Below are 18,932 nucleotides of genomic sequence, written 5' to 3'. Positions count from 1 at the left end.
CTCTGACCTGCAAGAACGTGGCGCCAGTCACCGCTATCCAGGAAACTCGGGCTAGAGCCCGATCGCGCTACTGCGCGAGCCGTTCGACCAGGTGGTCGATCGCGGCGACGAGGCGCTCAACGTCGGCGAGGTCGATGGCCGGGAACACGGCGACCCGCAGCTGGTTGCGGCCGAGCTTGCGGTAGGCCTCCACGTCGAGGATGCCGTTGGCCCGCAGGGCGGCCGCCAGCTCCCCCGCCGGGACCGACTCGGCGAAGTCGATCGTGCAGACCACGTCGCTGCGCATCGCCGGGTCCGCCACGAACGGGGTCGCCACGGGGGACGCCGCCGCCCAGTCGTAGAGCACGGCGGCCTTGCTCGCACACCGGGCCGCGGCCCAGGCGAGGCCCCCCTGGGCGTTCATCCAGTCCAGCTGCTCGCCCATCAGGTACAGCGTGGCGACCGCCGGGGTGTTGTAGGTCTGGTCCTTGCGGGAGTTGTCGACCGCGAGCGCCAGGTCGAGCATGGCCGGCTGGTGGCGGGTGCCGGCCAGCTCCTCGATGCGCTCCAGCGCCGCCGGTGACAGCAGCGCGAGCCACAGCCCGCCCTCGCTGCCGAAGCACTTCTGCGGCGAGAAGTAGTAGGCGTCGACCGCTGCGGGGTCAAGGGGCAGGCCGCCGGCGGCACTCGTGGCATCAACGGCGACCAACCCGTTGGCGGCTGGTCGGCGCATCCCCATGGCGACCCCCGTGGAGGTCTCGCAGTGGGTGAGGGCGTAGAGATCGACGTCGTCGTGGGGCTCCATCACCGGATGCGTGCCAGGCTCGGACTGCACGAGCACCGGGTCGTCGAGGTGGGGCGCCGCGCCGGCGGCGGCCGCGAACTTGCCGGAGAACTCGCCGAAGACGGCGTGCGCGCTGCGGCGGCGGATCAGGCCGGCCACCGCGGCGTCCCAGAACAGGGTCGCGCCGCCGTTGCCCAGGGCCACCTCGTACCCCTCGGGCAGCGCGAAGAACGTCGCCAGCCCCTCCCGGACGCGCCGGACCTGTCCCTTCACCGCGGGCTGGCGGTGGCTGGTCCCGAGCAGGTCGGGCGCCGCGGAGGCCAGGGCCTCGACGGCCGCCTGGCGCACCTTGGAGGGTCCGGGACCAAAGCGTCCGTCGGCGGGGCGCAGCTCTGCGGGCAGGGCGATGGGGGTCGGCATGGCCCCACTCTGCCCCACGCCCCCCGCATGGGCCAAACCGAGCGGCTGCAGCGTGACAACGGGGCGGTGTGGGCAGGAGAATGGAAGGACGACGCAACACAGGAGGTGATGGCGCATGGTGGAGTACGGCTCCGACACCGCGCTGGTGGTGGTCGACGTCCAGAACGACTTCGCCGACCCGGACGGCAGTCTGTACGTCCCCGGCGGCCAGGAGGTCGTGCAGGCCGTCAACGGCGAGATCGGACGGGCGCGCGCCGTCGGTGCGCTGGTCGTGTACACCCAGGACTGGCACCCCGAGCAGACGCCGCACTTCCAGGACCAGGGGGGGCAGTGGCCGCGCCACTGCGTCCGGGGCACCAAGGGTGCGCAGTTCCACCCCGATCTCGTGGTCGACGGACCGGTGGTGCGCAAGGGCACCGGGGGTGGGGACGGCTACTCGGGGTTCAGCGTCCGCGATCCCGAGACGGGCGAGGAGGGGGCGACCGAGCTCGACCGGATCCTGCGCGAGCACGGCATCCAGCGGGTGGTGATCGCCGGCCTGGCCCAGGACGTGTGCGTGAAGGAGACCGCGCTCGATGCGGTGGGCAAGGGCTACGCCGCCGAGCTCCTCACCGAGGCCACCCGCCCGGTGGACCCCGAACAGGGCAGGCAGACGATCGACGCCCTGCGCGAGGCCGGGGTGGACATCCGCTAGGCCCCCAGCCCAGGAGCACGCCCCCAGATGGCCAGACGCGAGGAAGGACATGCCGTGACCACCACGACAGAGCACGCACCGCCGATGGCGGACCAGGCCACGTCGCTGCTCAGCCACGCCGCCGGATACTCGAGCAGCCGCACGATCACGATCGGGCTGCGCAGCGGCCTCATCGAGACGCTGGCGGAGCACGCCGACGGGTTGACCCCCGAGGAGCTCGCCGGTCACGCCGGCTTTGACGGCTTCTCCGTGAGCGTGTGGTGCCGTGCCGCGCTCGGCGCCGGACTGTGCCGCCGCGACGGCGACCGGTTCCGGCTCGCTCCCCACATGAGCACGCTGCTGCTGGATCAGCATTCGCCGGCCTACGTGGGCGGGCTCTTCCTGGTGTTCGAGCAGCCCGAGCTGTTCGACCGGTTCGAGGAGGTGCTGCCCTCCGGCGAGCGGACCTGGTGGGACCGATGCAGCCCGGAGTGGATCGCCGGTGTCGCCCGCACGGGCACCCCCTTCTACACCCGGCTCGTCCCGGACGGGTTGGCACAGGTCCCGGGGCTGGACGATCGGTTGCAGGCCGGGTGCCGCATCGTGGACACCGCGTGCGGGGCCGGGACCGGGCTGGTTCGGCTGGCGCAGCACTACCCGGCGTGCGAGATCGTCGGCGTCGACGGCGACGCGCACACGATCGACCGGGCGGAGAAGCACATCACCGAGGCGGGGGTGGCCGATCGGGTCAGTCTGCGGGTCAGCCCCCTCGAGGAGATGCGCCTGGATGAGCCGGCGACCCTGGTGATCAACAACATCTCCATGCACGAGTGTCGCGTCATCGACCGGGTCACCCGCAACATCCACGACGCGCTGAAGCCGGGGGGCTGGTTCGTGATCTCAGACTTCCCGTTCCCGGACACCGACGAGGGGCTGCAGAGCGTCCCCGGACGGCTCATGGCCGGGATCCAGTTCTTCGAGGCGCAGATCGATGGCCAGCTGCTCCCCCGCCGTGCCTACGACGCGCTGCTCACCGAGCATGGCTTCACCGACCTCGGCCACGCCGAGCTCACACCGGTGCACGCCCTCACGTGGGGGCGGCGTTCCGGGTGACGCCGGCCTGACCGTCCTCCGTGCCGAAGCGAATCACGACCACCGTGTGGCCCGAGGCGACGTGGTGGACGCGGCCATCGACCACGAGCGCGACCGTCGATCCGTCCTCGCTGGCTCGCCTCCCCGTGATCCCCCCGGCGACGTGCCCGCCTTGGTCAGCCGACACGAAGGCCACCTGATCACCGGCCCGGACGTCCGCGGCGGCACAGCGCAGCACCGCGGGTGATTGCAGTCTGGACGGCTCCGCTACGCCAACAGCCATGATCAGTCCCTGTCCACGTCGTGTGTTCGGCACGCGACGGGACGCAGCATCAGCATCTCGACCGGGCGGGGACTGGGCACGGCATGGGAACCATCAAGACGCACTGGGCTCGTGAGCTCCAGCACCGCCGGACGGCGGCATCCCGTAGCGGGTCCTGTCATACCAGCGGGCCGCGACCACTGTCAAGTTTTTCCCACTGTCCGTTCAACCTAAGATTGATGGATGGTGCGGAGCCCTCGGTGGCCGGTCAACTTGCCGGCGCCTGATGGAGCTACCGCGGTGGTCCGAGACGCAGGATCCGGTCGTCGTCCGCCACGGGGCTGCCGCGGCCGTCACGGTTGGAGGTCAGCACCCACAGGGACCCGTCGAGGGCTTGGGCGACATGGCGCAGGCGCCCGTGCTCGCCGACCAGCAGCTGGTCGGCCTCGCCGGTGCGCGGATCAAACCGCCAGAGGCGCTGACCGCGCAGGGCCGCGACGAACAGATCACCCTCCCACTGCGGGATCGCCCCATCGTGCAGGAACACGGCGCCGCTCCAGGACGCCTCGGGTGGCTGATCGACGGCGATGGGGTCGGGGAAGTCGCGGCCGCCGGCCCCCGCAACCGCCGACCGCGGGTTCCATCCCTGGTCGCTGCCGGGCTCCGCGCGCAGCACCGCGTCGTCGACGTTCGGGCCGAACTCGGTGATGACGAGGTCGCCGTCGGCGTCCCAGGCCAGGCCCTGGCTGTTGCGGATCCCGCTGGCGTACACCGGTGAGCCCGGCGTCGGGTTGTCGTCGGGGACGCCGCCCGCGGGGTCCACGCGCAGGACCTTGCCGGCGAGCGATGCCGGGTCGGGCGCCTGCGACGGGTCACCGGCGTCGCCGGTGGTGGCGTACAGCATGCCGTCGGGGCCGAACGCGAGCCGCCCCCCGTTGTGGACACTGTCCCGGGGGATGCCGGTCAGGACCGGGTCGGGTGCGCCGTCGGGCCCGACCCGTGCGATGCGGTTGTCCCGCCCGGTCGTGTAGTACACGTACAGGGTCTGGTCGTCGGCGAAGTCCGGGGATGCCGCGAGCCCCAGCAGGCCGCCCTCGCCGGCGGCGTCCACCGGCAGGGTGGCCACCTCGGACCGCTGGCCGGTCTCGTCCAGCTCGCTCAGGGTGCCGCGGTCACGCTCGGTCACGAACGTGCGCCCGTCGTCGGTGAACGCCACATCCCATGGGACCTCGAGCTCGGTCGCCACCACCGTCACCGCCACGTCCACGGGGTCCTCGGCCTCGGGACCCTGCGTCTCGGGGTCCACGAGTCCGGGACGCTCCTCCACGCCGGTGGCGTCCGTGCGCGGTCTCGGGTCGGCGTCGGACCCGGTGGGTCGCTCGCCGTCGGCGCAGGCCGCCAGGGCCACGATCAGTGCGGCGGCGAGTCCGACCAGTGCGGGGCGCATCATGGTGGTCCTTGCGGTGGCTGTGGGCGTGTGCTCCTGATCTTCCCGTGCGGCGCCGTCGCTAACGCGTCCCGCGTATCGCCACAGCGCCCGCAGCGGGCAGGACCGCCAGGCAGGCGAGCGCACCGGGCAGGGTGACGAGGCCTGCCAGGCCACCGACGGCCGCGGCCCCCACCGCACCCCCGCTGAAGAAGACCAGGTTGAACACGCCGAGCGCCACCCCCCGGTGCTGCTCACCCACCACCGCCGCCACCCCGTCCAGCAGCGCGACCTGCCCGCCGGCGAAGCCGGCCACGACCAGGGCCATCCCGCTCACCAGCAGCAGCGGGCTGCCGGGAGCGGCCGCGGCCACGAGCAGACCGGCGGCGCTGCCCACGGCGAGGCCCGAGGCCAGCCGCGCCCGTCCGAGGCGTGCGACGAGCGCCCCGACCGTGGAGGCCGTCACCGCGCCGAGCGCCGCGGCGGGCAGCAGGGCCAGACCGATCTGCAGGGGCCGCCACCCGTGCTCAGCCGCGAGCAGCAGCGGCACCGCGAGCAGCATGCCCAGGTAGGCGGCCAGCAGCGACAACCCCCCGAACGCGCAGCGGCGGAAGATGGGATCGCCGACCACCGCCGCGGGCAGGAAGCCCTCCGGCCGCCTGCGCACGTGGCGCATGACCGCGGCGACACCGATCGCGGCCGCGGCGCCGGCGGCCCCCGAGGCCCGAAGACCGAGGCCGGTGGCGGGCGACTGCAGGAGGAGGGTCACCGCGGTCACCGTGACGCTGACGAGCAGGGCGCCCCGCACGTCCACACCGGGCCGTCGCGCCCGGCCGCCACCCGGTCCCCCGACCGGTCGTGCGGGTGCCAGGCGGGCCACCGGCTCGGCGATGAGCAGGGCGATCGCCGGTAGCGCCAGGACGGCCCGCCAGCTCACCAGCTCGGTGATCGCCCCGCCGATCAGCGGACCGGACCCGGACACGATGCTCACCACCGCGGTGAGCCCACCGAGCGCCTGGCTGCGTGCCGCGCCGTCGAAGCGCGCGGCGACGATGCCCAGGGCGAGCACGGGTACAGCCCCTGCCCCCGCCCCTTGCACGAGCCGGCCGGCGATCAGGATGGGAAACGACCACGCGGCTCCCGCGAGCAGCGAGCCGAGGGTGAACAGGGTCACGCCGACGCGCAGGGGCAGCCGCAGCCCGCGGGCGTCGGCGAGGCGTCCGAATACCGCGGTCGTGACGGAGAACGACAGCGAGAAGCAGGCCAGCACCCAGGCCGTACCCGCGGTGTCGAGCGACAGGTCCGCCGCCACGTCGGGGAGCGCGACGGCCACCGCTGAGGAGCCCACGATGGTGAGGGCCACGAGCAGGCCGAGCAGAACGGCGACGCGGCGCACGGAGGGCACCGCGCCCGTGGTCGGTGACGTCACGGACGCATCGTACGCACGTCCGCGCCACCGCGCCCCGCCCGGTCGGTGCGGCCGCCACCGCCGCCGTGGTCAGTCGTCGGACACCGGTGCGAAGCGGTCGGCGAGCGGCTGGCCGCACAGCACCTCCACCCGATCGTGCACCAGCGCGGTGAAAGCGCGCCGTGCCCGGGCATCACCGGCAGGTGCGGGCACCAGCTCGCCGAACCGCACCTGCGTCGCGCCGACGCGTCGTGGCCGGGGCGCCCGACGGCCGACCGGCCACGCCTCCGCGGTCCCGGTCAGCCCGACGGGCACGACCGGGACCCCCGCCGCGGCCGCCATCCGTGCGAGCCCGCTGCGGAACCGGAAGAGCTCCCCGGTCGGCGAGCGCGTGCCCTCCGGGAACACACCGACCACGTCGCCCGCGCACAGGCTCGCCACCACCATGTCCAGCGCGGCGAGATCGGCATGCCCGCGGTCGACCGGGATCATGCCCATGACCATGTTGACGCGCCCCATCGGTCCCTGCGACAACGACTCCTTGCCGAGGAAGCGCATGGCTCTCGGCGACGCCGCCGAGAGCAGGAAGTGGTCCAGGAACGAGCGGTGGTTGGCAGCGAGCAGCACGCCACCGTGCCCGGGTACCCGGTCCAGGCCGGTCACCTCCGCGCCCACCCAGCGCAGCAGCGCCGGGCCGAGGGCAGCCCGCGCCACGCGCATCCCCGGTGGGCCGTGTCTGGCCGCGGCGTTCAGGCGAACAGCCCTCCGTCGACCTGCACGACGGTGCCGTTGACGTAGGCCGCCGACTCCGAGGCCAGGAACGCCACGACGGCGGCGACCTCCTCCGGTGTGCCCACCCGACCGGCCGGGATCTGCGCCGCCAGGTCCTCCAGGTCGACCTCGTCGGTCATGGCTGTGGCCACGAAGCCGGGGGCGACCGCGTTGACGGTGATGCCGCGCTTGCCGACCTCCCGTGCCAGTGTCTTCGTCAGACCGACCAGCCCGGCCTTGCTGGCGGCGTAGTTCGCCTGGCCGGGGTTGCCGTGCAGGCCCACCACGCTGCTGACGTTGACCACCCGGCCGGCCCGCGCGCGGAGCATGCCCCGCAGGGCGGTCCGACACAGCGAGAACGCGGCGACCAGGTTGACCTGCAGCACGTCGGCGAACGCCTCGTCGCTCATGGACAGGGTGAGGCCGTCGGCGGTCATCCCGGCGTTGTTCACGAGCACCGCCAGACCCCCGACCTCCTGGATGGCGTTGGCGAGGGGGTCGATGCCCTCGGACAGGTCCGCGGCGACCGTGTGGGTCTGCACCCCCCGCTCGGCGCACGCGGCTGCGGTGCGGTCCGCCCCGTCGCCATCGCGGCCGTAGTGCACGAGGACGTCGCGTCCGGACGCCGCCAGGGCGGTGGCGATCGCGGCCCCGATGCCCTTGGAGGCGCCGGTCACCAGCGCCCAGTTCGATTGGGTGCGTGCGCTCATCTGGTCAGGTCCTCCGGTCGATGGTCATGAGGGTTCTCCACGCGCCGGGGCGTGGCGCTCCGCTCGGCGTGGCCGGATCGGCCGCGGTGCTCCTGCCGAGCAGTGCCGGGAGGTCACCGGGCGTACGGGGTGGCGGTGCGCCACCGGTCGCCGAGGCGCCGGCACCGGTGACCGTGGGTCGCCTCCCGTGCCGGTCCCTCTCCTCGTCGAACGGGTGCAGCCTACCCGGGCGTCCGCGGGCGAATCAGCGCGCGAACACGAGGACGGCGTTGTGGCCGCCGAACCCGAACGAGGTGGAAACCGCGATCCTGGCAGCGTGCGCGCGCGGGACGCCGTGCACGACGTCGAGCTCGCAGGCCGGATCGGGGTGGTCGAGGTTCAGGGTCGGCGGCACCAGCCCCGACTGCAGAGCGCGCACGGTGGCGACCGCCTCCACACCGCCGGCCGCGCCGAGGAGGTGGCCGACGGCCGACTTGACGCTGGTGACGGCCACCCGGTCGGCGTGGGCGCCGAAGACGGCGCGCACCGCCGCGGCCTCGGCGGCGTCGTTGGCCACCGTCGCCGTGCCGTGCGCGTTCAGGTGGTCCACGTCGGCGCGGTCCACGCCGGCGTCGGCCAGGGCGAGGCGCATGGCCCGCACCGACCCCGCACCATCGGGCCGCGGTCGGGCGGGATGGTACGCGTCGTTGGTTGCCCCATAGCCGGCCAGCACCGCCAGGGGGGGCGCTCCCCGCGCGGCGGCGTGCGCGGCCCGTTCCAGCACGAGCAGCCCCGCCCCCTCCCCCATGACGAAGCCATCGCGGTCCGCATCGAAGGGCCGGCTCGCCCGGTGCGGCGCGTCGTTGCGCCGGCTGAGCGCCCCGGCCGCGGCAAAGCCGGCGAGCATGAGGGGGGTGATGGCCGCTTCGGCGCCACCGGCGACCATCACGTCGGCCCGACCGCTGCGGATCAGGTCGAGTGCCGTCCCGATGGCGTCACCGGCGGATGCGCAGGCGCTGGTCACCGCGTAGGTCGGTCCCCCCAGCCCGTGGCGGATCGCGAGCTGCCCGCCCGCCATGGAGGCCGGCTGGGCGACCGGCAGGTAGGCACGGACCTGCCGGGGACCACCGGTGCCCAACCGCTCGAGCTGCGCGGCCGTCTCCTGGATGCCGCCCGCCCCCGACGCCACGATCGCGCCGGCGCGGTCGGCATCGACCCCGGCCAGCCGCACGCGCAGCCCCCCGTCGGTGGCGGGGCCGAGCAGCCCGGCCTGGGTGAGCGCCTCCTCGGCGGCGACAAGAGCGTACTGGGCGAACGGATCCAGCTGGCGGACCAGGCGTCGCGGCAGGTGCGCGACCGGGTCGAAGCCGGGGACCTCGCAGGCGAACCGCACGGGCAGGACGCTGGGATCGAACCGGGTGATCCGCCCGGCGGTCGCCCGGCCGGCGAGCAGGCCGTCCCAGAAGGCCGCCACCCCGGTCCCGTAGGGCGTGACCGCGCCCAAGCCGGTGACGACCACGTCGGGCACCACGGTCTCCTCGGGGGCCGAGCGGGGGGCGGTCAGCCGATGACGGCGGCGTCCACCGCCATGGCCGTGAACAGCAGGCCGAGGTAGGTGATCGAGTAGCGGAACAGGCGCATCGCGACCTGCTCGCTGTGGTCGCGGACCAGCGCTACGGCGTAGCCGATGAAGACCCCACCGAGCACCACCGCCGCGACGAAGTAGATGGTGCCCATCCCGCCGATGGGACCGAACATCAGGGTCACCGTGACCAGCACGATCGAGTAGAGCAGGATCTGGCGCGCGGTCTCGGCCACACCGGCGACCACGGGCAGCATCGGCACGCCAGCACGGGCGTAGTCCTCGCGGTAGCGCAGCGCCAGCGCCCAGAAGTGCGGTGGGGTCCAGTAGAAGACGATGGCGAACAGCACGATGGCCGGCAGCCCGACCTCACCGGTGACCGCGGCCCAGCCGACCAGCACCGGCATGCAGCCGGCCGCGCCGCCGATGACGATGTTCTGCGGCGTTCGGCGCTTGAGGCCCATGGTGTAGACGAACACGTAGAACAGGATGGCAGCCACGGCCAGCACCGCCGCAAGCACGTTGACGGTGGCGGCCAGCCACACGAACGACGCGGCGCCGAGCACGACCCCGAAGACGAGCGCGTTGCGCGGTGCCACCTTGTGGTTGACGAGCGGGCGGCGTGACGTGCGATCCATCAGCACGTCGATGTCGCGCTCGAGGTAGCTGTTGATGGTGTTGGCGCCCCCGGCCGCCAGCGTCCCGCCGACCAACGTCGTCACCACGAGCCAGAGGCTCGGCAGCCCGCGCTCGGCCACGACCATGGTGGGCACCGTGGTGACCAGCAGCAGCTCGATGATGCGGGGTTTGGTCAAGCCCACGTAGGCCTTGACCACCTCGCCCGCAGAGCGTCGCGTCGGGTGCTCGGTGACCGGCGGGGTCGACGTGACCCCGACGCGTGGCTGCTCGACGGTCATGCCGGGGCCTCCTGGCGCGGCGTGGGGGACGGTGTCGGGGCGGCGGCCGACCGGCTGGCCGCCTGGCCGTGGGCGAGCAGGACGTGCAGGACCAGGGTCGCCCAGATCCAGCTGGCCACGGCCAGGTGCGGGATCACGGTGAGGAAGGACGTGCCGTTGTACAGGTTCGCCACGCCGAGCACGATCTGCACCACGACCAACAGGCCCGTGGCGAGCGGCAGTGCGAGCAGCCACCGCTGTCCGTGGCCCCACGCCCCGGCGGCCAGCATGGTCCGGCGGTGGCGGAGCGCCGCGACGACCAGGTACGCGGCCCCACCGGCGAGCAGGTAGGCCAGCAGACGGTGCGCGACGTGGAACGCCTCGCGCTCGGTCCCGATGGCGGGGATCAACGCGCCGTCCATCAGCGGGAACGTGGGGTAGACCAGACCGGCGCCGATGCCGGTGACGTGGCCGCCGACCAGGATCTGCGCGAAGCACAGCCCGGCCACGGCGGTGGCGGTCCAGGCGAGGCGGCGGTCGCCCGCCGCGCCGGCCGACCCCGACGGCGCCGGGCGGGTGACGGCGACGGCGAGGTAGATCAGGCAGGCGACGACCACCATGGCCATCCCGAGGTGTGCCGTCACCAGGTCCGCGCGCAGCAGGCGCAGCACGACCAGGGCGCCCAGCCCTGCTTGGATCGTGACGAGCACCAGGGCGGTCACCGACGCCCACACCACCGCGGGACGGGTGCGGAAGCGGGCGAGGGCCCAGACGGTGAGCACGGCGATCGCGATGGCCACCACACCGGCGAGCAGCCGGTGGCTGTGCTCGAGCCAGATGTTGAGATCCGCGGGCGGGATCCACAGGCCGAAGCAGCGCGGCCAGTCCGGACACGCCAGCCCCGAATCGGTGGCGCGCACGGCGCCGCCCAAGGCGACGAGGACGAGCGAGAGCCCGGCGGTGACCACAGCGAGACGACCGAATCCGGTCGGGTGCTGGCTGGCCACGGGACTCCTCGGAAACGTCGGATGCGGCGAGGGCGCCGCACCGGCACACCACGGGCCCGGACCGGACGACGGACGGGGCGACAGCGGAGCGCCGGGGTCGTAGTGTAGTCGCCAGTTCGGCCCCGAGCGAAGCTGCGGGCGTCCGCCGAGTGGTGTCCGGCGGCGTCGACCCCGATACTGGTCCCGATGGCACTGTTCACGCTGACCGAGGCCCGAGGGCTCATGCCCGAGGTGCTGCGCCGCGCCGCCCGCTACGTCGAGCTCCGCGCGGACTTCGCCGAGGCGAACGCTGCGGCGCGCGCCGGCGACCCGGCCCCCGCGGGCGGGCTCGCCGAGCTGAAGAGCCTCGAGGCGCGGATGCACGAGCAGCTGGAGTGGTTCGGGACCCGCGAGATCCAGGTGAAGGGTGCGGCTCCGCTCCTGATCGACTTCCCAGCGGTCGCGGACGGCCGCGACATCCTGCTGTGCTGGTTGGAGGGCGAGCCGGAACTCGCCTGGTACCACGCCGTCGAGCTCGGCTTCATGGGCCGGCGCCGGATCGACGACCTCACCGCCGTCTAGTCTGACTGTGGATTCCCAAACGATAAGGACATGAAGTGACCGACTTGGACCAGCTCGCGGTGAACACGATCCGCACCCTCGCGATGGATGCGGTGCAACAGGCCAACTCCGGGCATCCCGGCTCCCCCATGGCGCTCGCCCCCCTCGGCTACGCCTTGTTCACCCGCCACATGGCGCACGACCCGGCGGACCCGTCGTGGATCGACCGGGACCGCTTCGTCCTGTCCGCGGGGCACGCGTCGATGCTGCTGTACTCCCTACTGCACCTGAGCGGCTACGACCTGTCGGTCGACGACCTGCGCAACTTCCGCCAGCTCGACGCGCGCACGCCCGGCCACCCGGAGAACTTCGTCACCAACGGTGTCGAGACCACCACCGGCCCGCTCGGCCAGGGTGTCGGCAACGCCGTGGGGATGGCGCTGGCGGAGCGCATGCTGGCCGAGCGGTACAACCGCCCCGGCCACGAGATCATCGACCACCGCACCTGGGTCATCGCCAGTGACGGCGACCTCATGGAGGGCGTCAGCAGCGAGGCGTCGAGCCTCGCCGGCCACCTCGGCCTGGGCAAGCTCGTCGTCTGCTGGGACGACAACGGCATCACCATCGACGGCAGCACCGAGCTGTCGTTCACCGGCGAGGACGTCTGCGCGCGCTACGCCGCCTACGGGTGGCGGGTGCTCGAAGTCGGCGACGTCAACGACGACGCCGACCTCGACGCGGTGCTCAAGGAAGCCGCCGCCGGCGACGGCCGTCCCACGTTCGTGCGCGTCCCGACCCAGATCGGCTATGGCGCGCCCAACGCCGTCAATACCTCCAAGGCCCACGGCGCGCCACTGGGGGCCGAGGAGGTGGCGGCCGCCAAGAAGCAGCTGGAGTGGCCCTACGAGGAGGACTTCACCGTCCCCGACGACGTGCGGGCGCACACCGACCAGAGCGAGCGAGGCCGTCAGGCGCACCAAGCCTGGAGCGAGCGCTACGACGCGTACCGGTCCGCTCATCCCGACCTGGCCACAGAGCTGGAGCGGGTCCTGGAGGGCAGGCTGCCCGACGGGTGGGAGGACGAGCTCCCGGACTTCACCGAGGGTGAGACGGCCGCCACCCGCAAGGACTCCGCGAAGGTCATCAACGCCCTCGCCCCCAAGATCCCCGAGCTGGTCGGCGGTTCGGCCGACCTCGCCGGCTCCAACCTCACGAACATCACCGACGGCGGCGACGTCACAAAGGGCAGCTACAGCGGGCGCAACCTCAACTTCGGGATCCGCGAGCACGCCATGGGCGCCATGATGAACGGGATGATGCTGCACGGCGGGTTCCGCCCGTTCGGCGGGACGTTCCTGATCTTCACCGACTACATGCGACCGTCCATCCGCCTGGCCTGCCTCATGGGCCTGCCGACCATCTACGTCATGACGCACGACTCCATCGGGCTCGGGGAGGATGGGCCGACCCATCAGCCCGTGGAGCACCTGGCGAGCCTGCGGGCGATGCCGAACCTGCACGTCATGCGTCCCGCTGACGGCCGCGAGGTCGCGGGTGCGTGGCGCCACGGGCTCGCCCGCTCGGACGGACCGACGCTGCTGGCGCTCTCCCGCCAGGGGGTGCCGGTGCTGGCCGAGACCAGCGCGGCCGAGGTGGCCAAGGGCGGTTACATCGTGCAGGGCGACGACGATCCCGACGTCGTGCTGGTCGCCACCGGCACCGAGGTCTCATTGGCGGTCGAGGCCGCGGCGGTCCTCAGCCAGCGGGACGTCAACGTGCGCGTCGTCTCCCTGCCGTGCTGGGAGCTGTTCGAGGAGCAGGATCTCGACTACCGCGACGGCGTGCTGCCGCCCGAGGCCCCGGTGCTGTCCGTGGAGGCCGCCACCAGCTTCGGATGGTCCCGCTGGGCCGACGAGCACATCGCCCTGGACCGGTTCGGCGCCTCGGCGCCGGCCCCGGACCTCTACGAGCACTTCGGCTTCACGCCCGAGGCGATCGCCGACGCTGCTGACGAGCTGATCGCCAGCTACGCCGACGAGGGCTCCGCATAGGGGGCCCGATGAACCCCCTGCACCGTCTGCACGACCTCGGTCAGTCCGTCTGGCTCGACTCGCTCCGCCGTTCCTACCTCGGACCGGACGGGTACCTGGCGGGACTCATCGCTGCTGGCGAGGTCGACGGGCTGACCAGCAACCCCACCATCTTCGAGACGGCGCTGGCCGAGGACGACAGCTACGGGGAACAGCTCGCCGAGCTCGCGGGCAGCGCCCCCAGGGATGCGCTGTGGGCGTTGATGCGGGCAGACGTGCAGGCGGCCTGTGACCTGTTCCTGCCGCGCTATCGCGAGGCGGGGGGGACCCGTGGGTTCGTGTCCATCGAGGTGGACCCGTCGAAGGCGTTCGACACCGAGGAGACGGTCAGCGAGGCGTTGCTGCTGTTCCGCGAGCTCGATCGCCCCAACCTCATGATCAAGGTGCCGGGCACGGAGCCCGGCCTGCCGGCGATCACCCGGTTGATCGCTGCGGGCGTCAACGTCAACGTCACCCTGCTGTTCAGCGTCGCCCGGTATGAGGCGGTGGCCGGCGCCTATCTGGCGGGCCTGCGTGCCCGGGGCGACAGCGGCGAGCCCCTGGACGTCTCCAGCGTGGCGTCGTTCTTCGTCAGCCGCGTGGACGCCAAAGCCGACGTGCACCTCGGAGAGCCCCATGCCCAGGTGGCCACGGCCGGCATCGCCAACGCCCGCATGGCCTACGAGTCGTTCGAGCGCATCTTTCGCGGGCCCGACTTCGCCGACCTGGCCGCGGCCGGCGCCCGGGTGCAGCGGCCGTTGTGGGCGTCCACGTCGACCAAGAACCCCGCGCTGCCCGACACGCTCTACGTCGCCGAGCTGGCCGGGCCCGACACCGTCAACACCATGCCCGAGCAGACCCTGGACGCGTTCCGCGACCACGGCACCGTGGAAGACCGGTTGTCAGGCACCGGTGGGGAGGCCCGCCAGCAGCTCCAGCGCCTGGCCGAGCAGGGCCTCGACCTCGACCAGGTCACCAAGGAGCTCGAAGCCGAAGGCGTGGAGAAGTTCGTCGCCTCGTTCGACGCCGCGGTGGCCACGGTCGCGGGCTATCTCGCCTGACGCGTCCCGTCGCGGCCCCAGCGACCGCGGTGGACCACCTCGTCGAGGGGCCGGCGCCCGCGGCCCACGGACCCCGACAGGCGGTCAGGGGCGGCATGGCCGACCGTGACCAGGCCCAGCGGCTCCACGTCGTCAGGCAGCCCGAGGAGATCACGCAGCGGCGGGCTGTCGTCGAGGGCCAGCAAACCCGCCGCGAGACCTTCGTCGACCGTCGCGAGCAGCAGCAGCATCAGCGCAGCTCCGGCGTCCACCCACCAGAACGGGACCGTCCAGTCGTCCGGTGAGCCCGACCGGGTCTTGTCGGCGGCGGCGTAGCGCGCGTCGTAGTCGGCCCGGCGCACGCACGGCACGACGTGCACGGGTGCACGCGACAACCACCGGTCGAACCCGTGCGCGGCGTAGCGCGACTCGCCGCAGAGCTCGGCCATCCGCGCCCGGGCGGCGGGGTCATCGAGGACGATGAAGTGCACCCCCTGCGCGAACCCCGCGCTGGGCCCCCGCCGGGCCGTGTCGAGGATGCGCTCCAGCGCGGCCGGCTCCACCGGGTCGGTGCGGTAGTTGCGCACCATCCGGCGGGCCCGCACGACGTCGGCGAACCGCACCTCGCAGGACCGTCAGGACTTGCGGGCGGCCGACTTCCTGGCGGCGCGCTTGGCGGGGGCCTTCTTGGCGGTGCGCTTGGCCGTGGCCTTCTTGCCTGCCTTCGCGGGGGCCCGCTCCTTGACCGGCTGGTCGTGGTCGTGGTCGTGGGCCTCCTGGACGTGCTCGCCCTGGAAGTCCTGGTGGGGGAAGTGGGCGTGCGCGATCGCCGCGTGGTCGTGCTCGTGCTCGTGCTGTGAGCTCAGGTGCATGAAAGTCTGCGCCTGGTCGCTCCAGTTGTGGGTGACGTGGAAGTGGGTGTGGGTGTGCACGATCGAGTCGTGCGTGTGGTGCTCGAACTCGTGGTCGGTCACGGCATGCTCCTTCTCAGTGCATCGGGCAGAGAGCCTCACGGTCAGCGCTTCCCTCGATCTCCTCCTGCGAACCCCCTCTACCCGACCTGCTCGGCGACCACGGTGCCCGTGACACGCCCCGTGGCCGCCGTCGCGCGCCCGGCTCGACGACCGGCCGCCACGTCGGTGGGCCGCAGCACCACCGCCTCGGTGTCGCCGGGGACGTGCAGGTCGGTCGCCAGGCCGCACCACGCGGTGGGCACCGCACCGGTCTGCACCCCCTTCCCACCCCGGCCCTGCGCGGGGTAGTCGGCCAGCGGGGACCGCAGCGCGGACCCCTCACCGCCGAGGGTCAGGAGGTCCCACTCGTCCTCGCCGCCGTCGGGCACGACGGACACGGCCACGACCCGGTGCCCATCGGGCACGGTCAGGCCGCTCACGCCCGTGGCCGTCCGGCCGGTCGTGCGCACGTCGGCGGCGGGGAAGCGGATGACCTGCCCGCCGTCGTGGGCGAGCACGAGGTGGTCGTCCTCGCCGCAGGTCACCAGCGCGACCAGGCGGTCGCCGTCGCGGACGCCGGCGGCGATCATGGCGCGGGTGCGCCCCGCATACTCGGCGCGCTCGGAGCGCTTCACCAGCCCGGCGGCGGAGACCGTCACGACGGACTCGGCATCCTCCAGACGCACCGCTCCCACGAGGGGGGCGCTCGCACCGTCGCCGAGCAGCTGCGCGAGCGTGGTGCCCCGGTGGCGCATCGTGGTCACGGGCACGTCGCCCACCGCGATGCGGTAGCCGCTGCCGTCGGCGTCCACCAGCAGCATGGTCTCGTCGGTGGTGGCGCGCACGACCGCGACCAGCGGGTCACGCGGGTGGCTGTGCGCTGCGGTGGTGCGCCGGCGCCCGACCGACTTGAGGTAGCCCCCGGCGGTGACGTAGACCGTCACCTCCTGGGCCTCCAGCTCGGGCAGCGCCGCGTCGGCCAGCGCGTCCTCGTCGGCGGCGCCGGGCGCGCTGATACGGCTGCGGCGCTCGTCGGCGTGGCGGTCGCGCAGCGCACGCAGCTCGCCGGTCAGCAGCGTGTCGAGCTTTGCGGGGTCGGCGAGGGTCTCCTCGAGGTCGGCGATCAGTGCACCCAGCTCGCGGTGCTCGTCGACGATCTTCTGGCGCTCCAGCGCCGCGAGGCGCCGCAGTTGCATGTCGAGGATCGCGGTGGCCTGCGCTTCCGACAGCTCGTAGCGCGCGATCAGCTCGGCCCGGGCGTGGTCGACGGTGTCGGCGGCGCGGATCAACGCGATGACCGCGTCGAGGTCGTCCAGCGCCACCAGCAGCCCCTCCAGGATGTGGACGCGGGCGGCGGCCTTGTCCCGGCGGTGGGTGGTGCGCCTGGTCAGCACCGTGCGCTGGTGCGCCAGGTACGCCACGAGGCACTCGCGCAGGCCGAGGGTGCGGGGCTGCCCGTCCTCCAGGGCGACCAGGTTCACGTTGAAGTTCGTGCGCAGGTCCGTGAGCGTGTAGAGCCGGTCGAGGACCCGGGCGGGCTGCTCCCCGCGCTTGAGCTCGATGACGATGCGCATGCCGTCGCGGCTCGACTCGTCGCGCAGGTCACGGATGGCGTCGAGCTTTTTGTCCTTGACCAGCGCGGCGATGCGCGCGAGCACCGCCGCCTTGTTCACCTGGAAGGGGATCTCGGTGACAACGATGCGCGGCAGCCCGCCCGAGCGCGTCTCGGTGGTCGCCACCGCCTCCATCGTGATCGCCCCCCGGCCGGTGAGGTAGGCGTCGCGGATGCCGGGCGTATCGAGGATACGCGCGCCCGTCGGGAAGTCCGGCGCGGGCACGATCCTCATGAGCTCGTCCACGGTCGCATCCGGCCGCTTGACCAGGTGCAGGCACGCAGCGATCGTCTCGCCGAGATGGTGTGGCGGGATCGACGTCGCCATGCCCACCGCGATGCCGCTGGCTCCGTTGACGAGCAGGTTCGGGAAGCGGGCGGGCAGCACCACCGGCTCGCGCCAGTAGCCGTCGTAGTTGGGGGTGAAGTCGACGGTGTCCTCGTCGATGCCGGCGAGCAGCTCCATCGCGATCGGCGACAGCCGCGCCTCGGTGTAGCGCATGGCCGCTGCGCTGTCGCCGTCCACGGACCCGAAGTTGCCGTGACCGTCGATCAGCGGGGCGCGGAAGGAGAAGTTCTGCGCCATGCGGACCAGCGCCTCGTAGATCGACGAGTCGCCGTGCGGGTGGTACTTCTTCATCACGTCCCCGACGGCCGACGCGCACTTGCGGTACGGCCGGTCGGGGCGCAGGCCCTCCTCCCACATCGCGTAGAGGATGCGGCGCTGCACCGGCTTCAGGCCGTCGCGCACGTCTGGCAGCGCGCGCCCGACGATCACCGACATCGAGTAGTCGAGGAACGCCGACTCCATGCGATCGGCGATGTCGACGTCGACCACGTTGTCCGACCCGTTGCCGCCGAGGAGGCTCTGCTGCTGGTTCATGGCCTCATTCTGCCAAGTGGAACCAACCGCTCCACGCAGGCCCTACCCGCCGGTCCTGCTCGCCACAGCAGCGTGCTCAGGCGTGACCCTCGTCCAGGTCGTCGGTCGGCGACACGGCACGACCGTTGGTCACGCGCCACACGTCGGCGTCCTGAGCGGCGACCTGCACCGGTTCCGGGGCGAACTCGCCGGCTACGACGGCCAGCACCGGGGTGTCCACGACCCGCGCCAGCAGGTCGGCGCGCTCCCGGGCACGGCGCACGTCGTGGCGGGCGATCGTGACCGACGCCTCCACGACCAGATGGACCGCGACGTCGTCGCTGCGGCGCACGCCGGTGAAAACCGCATCGGCCTGGAAGATCGCGGTGACCTGGGTGGCCGTCAGCGTGCCGGCGCGCTCGGCGTCGTCGAGCAGGGTGCTCAGCGCCCCGGCGTCGACCAACCGCAGCCGCCGCGCCATGGTCTGCAGGTAGGCCTGCCCGCGCTCGCGGTAGCGGCGCTCGAGTGCGTCCCCATCGAGCTTGCCCAACCGGTCGTTCATGCCGCTCACGACGTCCACCAGAGACTGGAGCCGCTCCTCGGTCTGACGCTGCGCTGCAGCCAGCGCCCGGACGTCCTTGGTCAGCTCGTCCAGCCGCGCCTCGGTGCGCGTCTGCGCCTGCGCCAGCTCCTCGAGCCGCGCCTCGGTGCGCGCCTGCGCCCGCGCGAGCTCCTCGACCCGTCCGGCGAGCTCCTCGACCCGTCCGGCGAGCGCCTCCAGCCGCGCCTCGGTGCGCGCCTGCGCCTGCGCCAGCTCCTCGACCCGTCCGGCGAGCGCCTCCAGCCGCGCCTCGGTGCGCGCCTGCG

General features: G+C 72.9%; 18 protein-coding genes. 5 read left to right on the top strand and 13 right to left on the bottom strand.

Going from position 1 to position 18,932, the window contains the following annotated elements; all coding sequences use genetic code 11:
• Nucleotides 1-67: 67 nt before the first annotated feature.
• A complete protein-coding gene (gene serC, locus WD250_11835; protein MEX2620896.1) occupies nt 68-1,183 on the bottom strand; it encodes a phosphoserine transaminase in 1,116 nt (371 codons plus the stop codon).
• A gap of 115 nt (nt 1,184-1,298) precedes the next feature.
• Here serC and WD250_11830 point away from each other — a divergent pair, with 115 nt between their 5' ends.
• Both WD250_11830 and WD250_11825 read left to right on the top strand, forming a co-directional pair.
• Nucleotides 1,299-1,877, top strand: coding sequence for an isochorismatase family protein (locus WD250_11830; protein MEX2620895.1), 579 nt, complete (start codon nt 1,299-1,301; stop codon nt 1,875-1,877).
• Nucleotides 1,878-1,931: 54 nt separating this feature from the next.
• On the top strand, nt 1,932-2,969 hold the full coding sequence (locus WD250_11825) for a class I SAM-dependent methyltransferase (GenBank protein ID MEX2620894.1): 1,038 nt from the start codon (nt 1,932-1,934) through the stop codon (nt 2,967-2,969).
• On the opposite strand, the gene WD250_11820 is transcribed toward WD250_11825, so the two are convergent.
• The 8 genes from WD250_11820 to WD250_11785 all read right to left on the bottom strand — a co-directional run bounded on the left by WD250_11820 (nt 2,944) and on the right by WD250_11785 (nt 10,989).
• Complete coding sequence (locus tag WD250_11820; protein MEX2620893.1) at nt 2,944-3,231, bottom strand: hypothetical protein; 288 nt, start codon at nt 3,229-3,231, stop codon at nt 2,944-2,946. The two genes, WD250_11825 and WD250_11820, sit on opposite strands and share 26 nt — an antisense overlap.
• 271 nt (nt 3,232-3,502) lie before the next feature.
• Nucleotides 3,503-4,660 carry a PQQ-dependent sugar dehydrogenase gene (locus tag WD250_11815; protein MEX2620892.1) on the bottom strand — a complete coding sequence of 386 codons (1,158 nt, stop codon included), beginning with the start codon at nt 4,658-4,660 and terminating at the stop codon, nt 3,503-3,505.
• A 58-nt stretch (nt 4,661-4,718) separates the two neighbouring features.
• Complete coding sequence (locus WD250_11810) at nt 4,719-6,065, bottom strand: MFS transporter (GenBank protein MEX2620891.1); 1,347 nt, start codon at nt 6,063-6,065, stop codon at nt 4,719-4,721.
• Between the two features lie 69 nt (nt 6,066-6,134).
• The gene (locus tag WD250_11805; protein ID MEX2620890.1) at nt 6,135-6,758 is read right to left on the bottom strand and encodes a lysophospholipid acyltransferase family protein; all 624 of its coding nucleotides are present in this window, start codon (nt 6,756-6,758) and stop codon (nt 6,135-6,137) included.
• A gap of 35 nt (nt 6,759-6,793) precedes the next feature.
• Nucleotides 6,794-7,525: a 3-oxoacyl-ACP reductase FabG gene (gene fabG, locus WD250_11800; GenBank protein ID MEX2620889.1), complete on the bottom strand. Its 732-nt coding sequence runs from the start codon at nt 7,523-7,525 to the stop codon at nt 6,794-6,796.
• 244 nt (nt 7,526-7,769) lie between these two features.
• Nucleotides 7,770-9,032: a beta-ketoacyl-ACP synthase II gene (gene fabF, locus WD250_11795; GenBank protein ID MEX2620888.1), complete on the bottom strand. Its 1,263-nt coding sequence runs from the start codon at nt 9,030-9,032 to the stop codon at nt 7,770-7,772.
• Between the two features lie 32 nt (nt 9,033-9,064).
• On the bottom strand, nt 9,065-10,003 hold the full coding sequence (locus WD250_11790; protein ID MEX2620887.1) for a heme o synthase: 939 nt from the start codon (nt 10,001-10,003) through the stop codon (nt 9,065-9,067).
• The gene (locus WD250_11785) at nt 10,000-10,989 is read right to left on the bottom strand and encodes a COX15/CtaA family protein (GenBank protein ID MEX2620886.1); all 990 of its coding nucleotides are present in this window, start codon (nt 10,987-10,989) and stop codon (nt 10,000-10,002) included. Before WD250_11785 ends, WD250_11790 begins: the two co-directional genes overlap by 4 nt.
• Before the next feature lie 186 nt (nt 10,990-11,175).
• Between WD250_11785 and WD250_11780 the strand changes: the two genes are divergently transcribed.
• Genes WD250_11780 through tal form a run of 3 tightly spaced genes read left to right on the top strand, consistent with a single transcriptional unit; the run spans nt 11,176 to nt 14,659 of the window.
• Complete coding sequence (locus tag WD250_11780) at nt 11,176-11,550, top strand: DUF2203 domain-containing protein (GenBank protein ID MEX2620885.1); 375 nt, start codon at nt 11,176-11,178, stop codon at nt 11,548-11,550.
• A gap of 35 nt (nt 11,551-11,585) precedes the next feature.
• Nucleotides 11,586-13,580: a transketolase gene (gene tkt / locus WD250_11775; GenBank protein MEX2620884.1), complete on the top strand. Its 1,995-nt coding sequence runs from the start codon at nt 11,586-11,588 to the stop codon at nt 13,578-13,580.
• Nucleotides 13,581-13,588: 8 nt separating this feature from the next.
• On the top strand, nt 13,589-14,659 hold the full coding sequence (gene tal / locus WD250_11770; protein MEX2620883.1) for a transaldolase: 1,071 nt from the start codon (nt 13,589-13,591) through the stop codon (nt 14,657-14,659).
• Here the strand turns inward: tal and WD250_11765 are convergent.
• From WD250_11765 to WD250_11750, 4 genes are all read right to left on the bottom strand, one after another.
• Nucleotides 14,647-15,261: a nitroreductase family protein gene (locus WD250_11765; protein MEX2620882.1), complete on the bottom strand. Its 615-nt coding sequence runs from the start codon at nt 15,259-15,261 to the stop codon at nt 14,647-14,649. The genes tal and WD250_11765 overlap by 13 nt on opposite strands.
• 12 nt (nt 15,262-15,273) lie before the next feature.
• Nucleotides 15,274-15,612 (bottom strand): hypothetical protein, encoded by a 339-nt coding sequence (locus WD250_11760; protein ID MEX2620881.1) that lies wholly within the window; start codon nt 15,610-15,612, stop codon nt 15,274-15,276.
• A gap of 77 nt (nt 15,613-15,689) precedes the next feature.
• Nucleotides 15,690-18,086 carry a DNA topoisomerase (ATP-hydrolyzing) gene (locus WD250_11755; GenBank protein ID MEX2620880.1) on the bottom strand — a complete coding sequence of 799 codons (2,397 nt, stop codon included), beginning with the start codon at nt 18,084-18,086 and terminating at the stop codon, nt 15,690-15,692.
• Nucleotides 18,087-18,162: 76 nt separating this feature from the next.
• On the bottom strand, nt 18,163-18,932 hold a 770-nt coding region (locus tag WD250_11750; protein MEX2620879.1), incomplete at its 5' end, for a hypothetical protein.

It is taken from the genome of Egibacteraceae bacterium (genome assembly GCA_040905805.1).
Classification (GTDB): Bacteria; Actinomycetota; Nitriliruptoria; order Euzebyales; family Egibacteraceae; genus DATLGH01.
The sequence above is the reverse complement of the archived record's forward strand: the minus strand, read 5'-3'. Positions and strand labels throughout refer to the sequence as shown.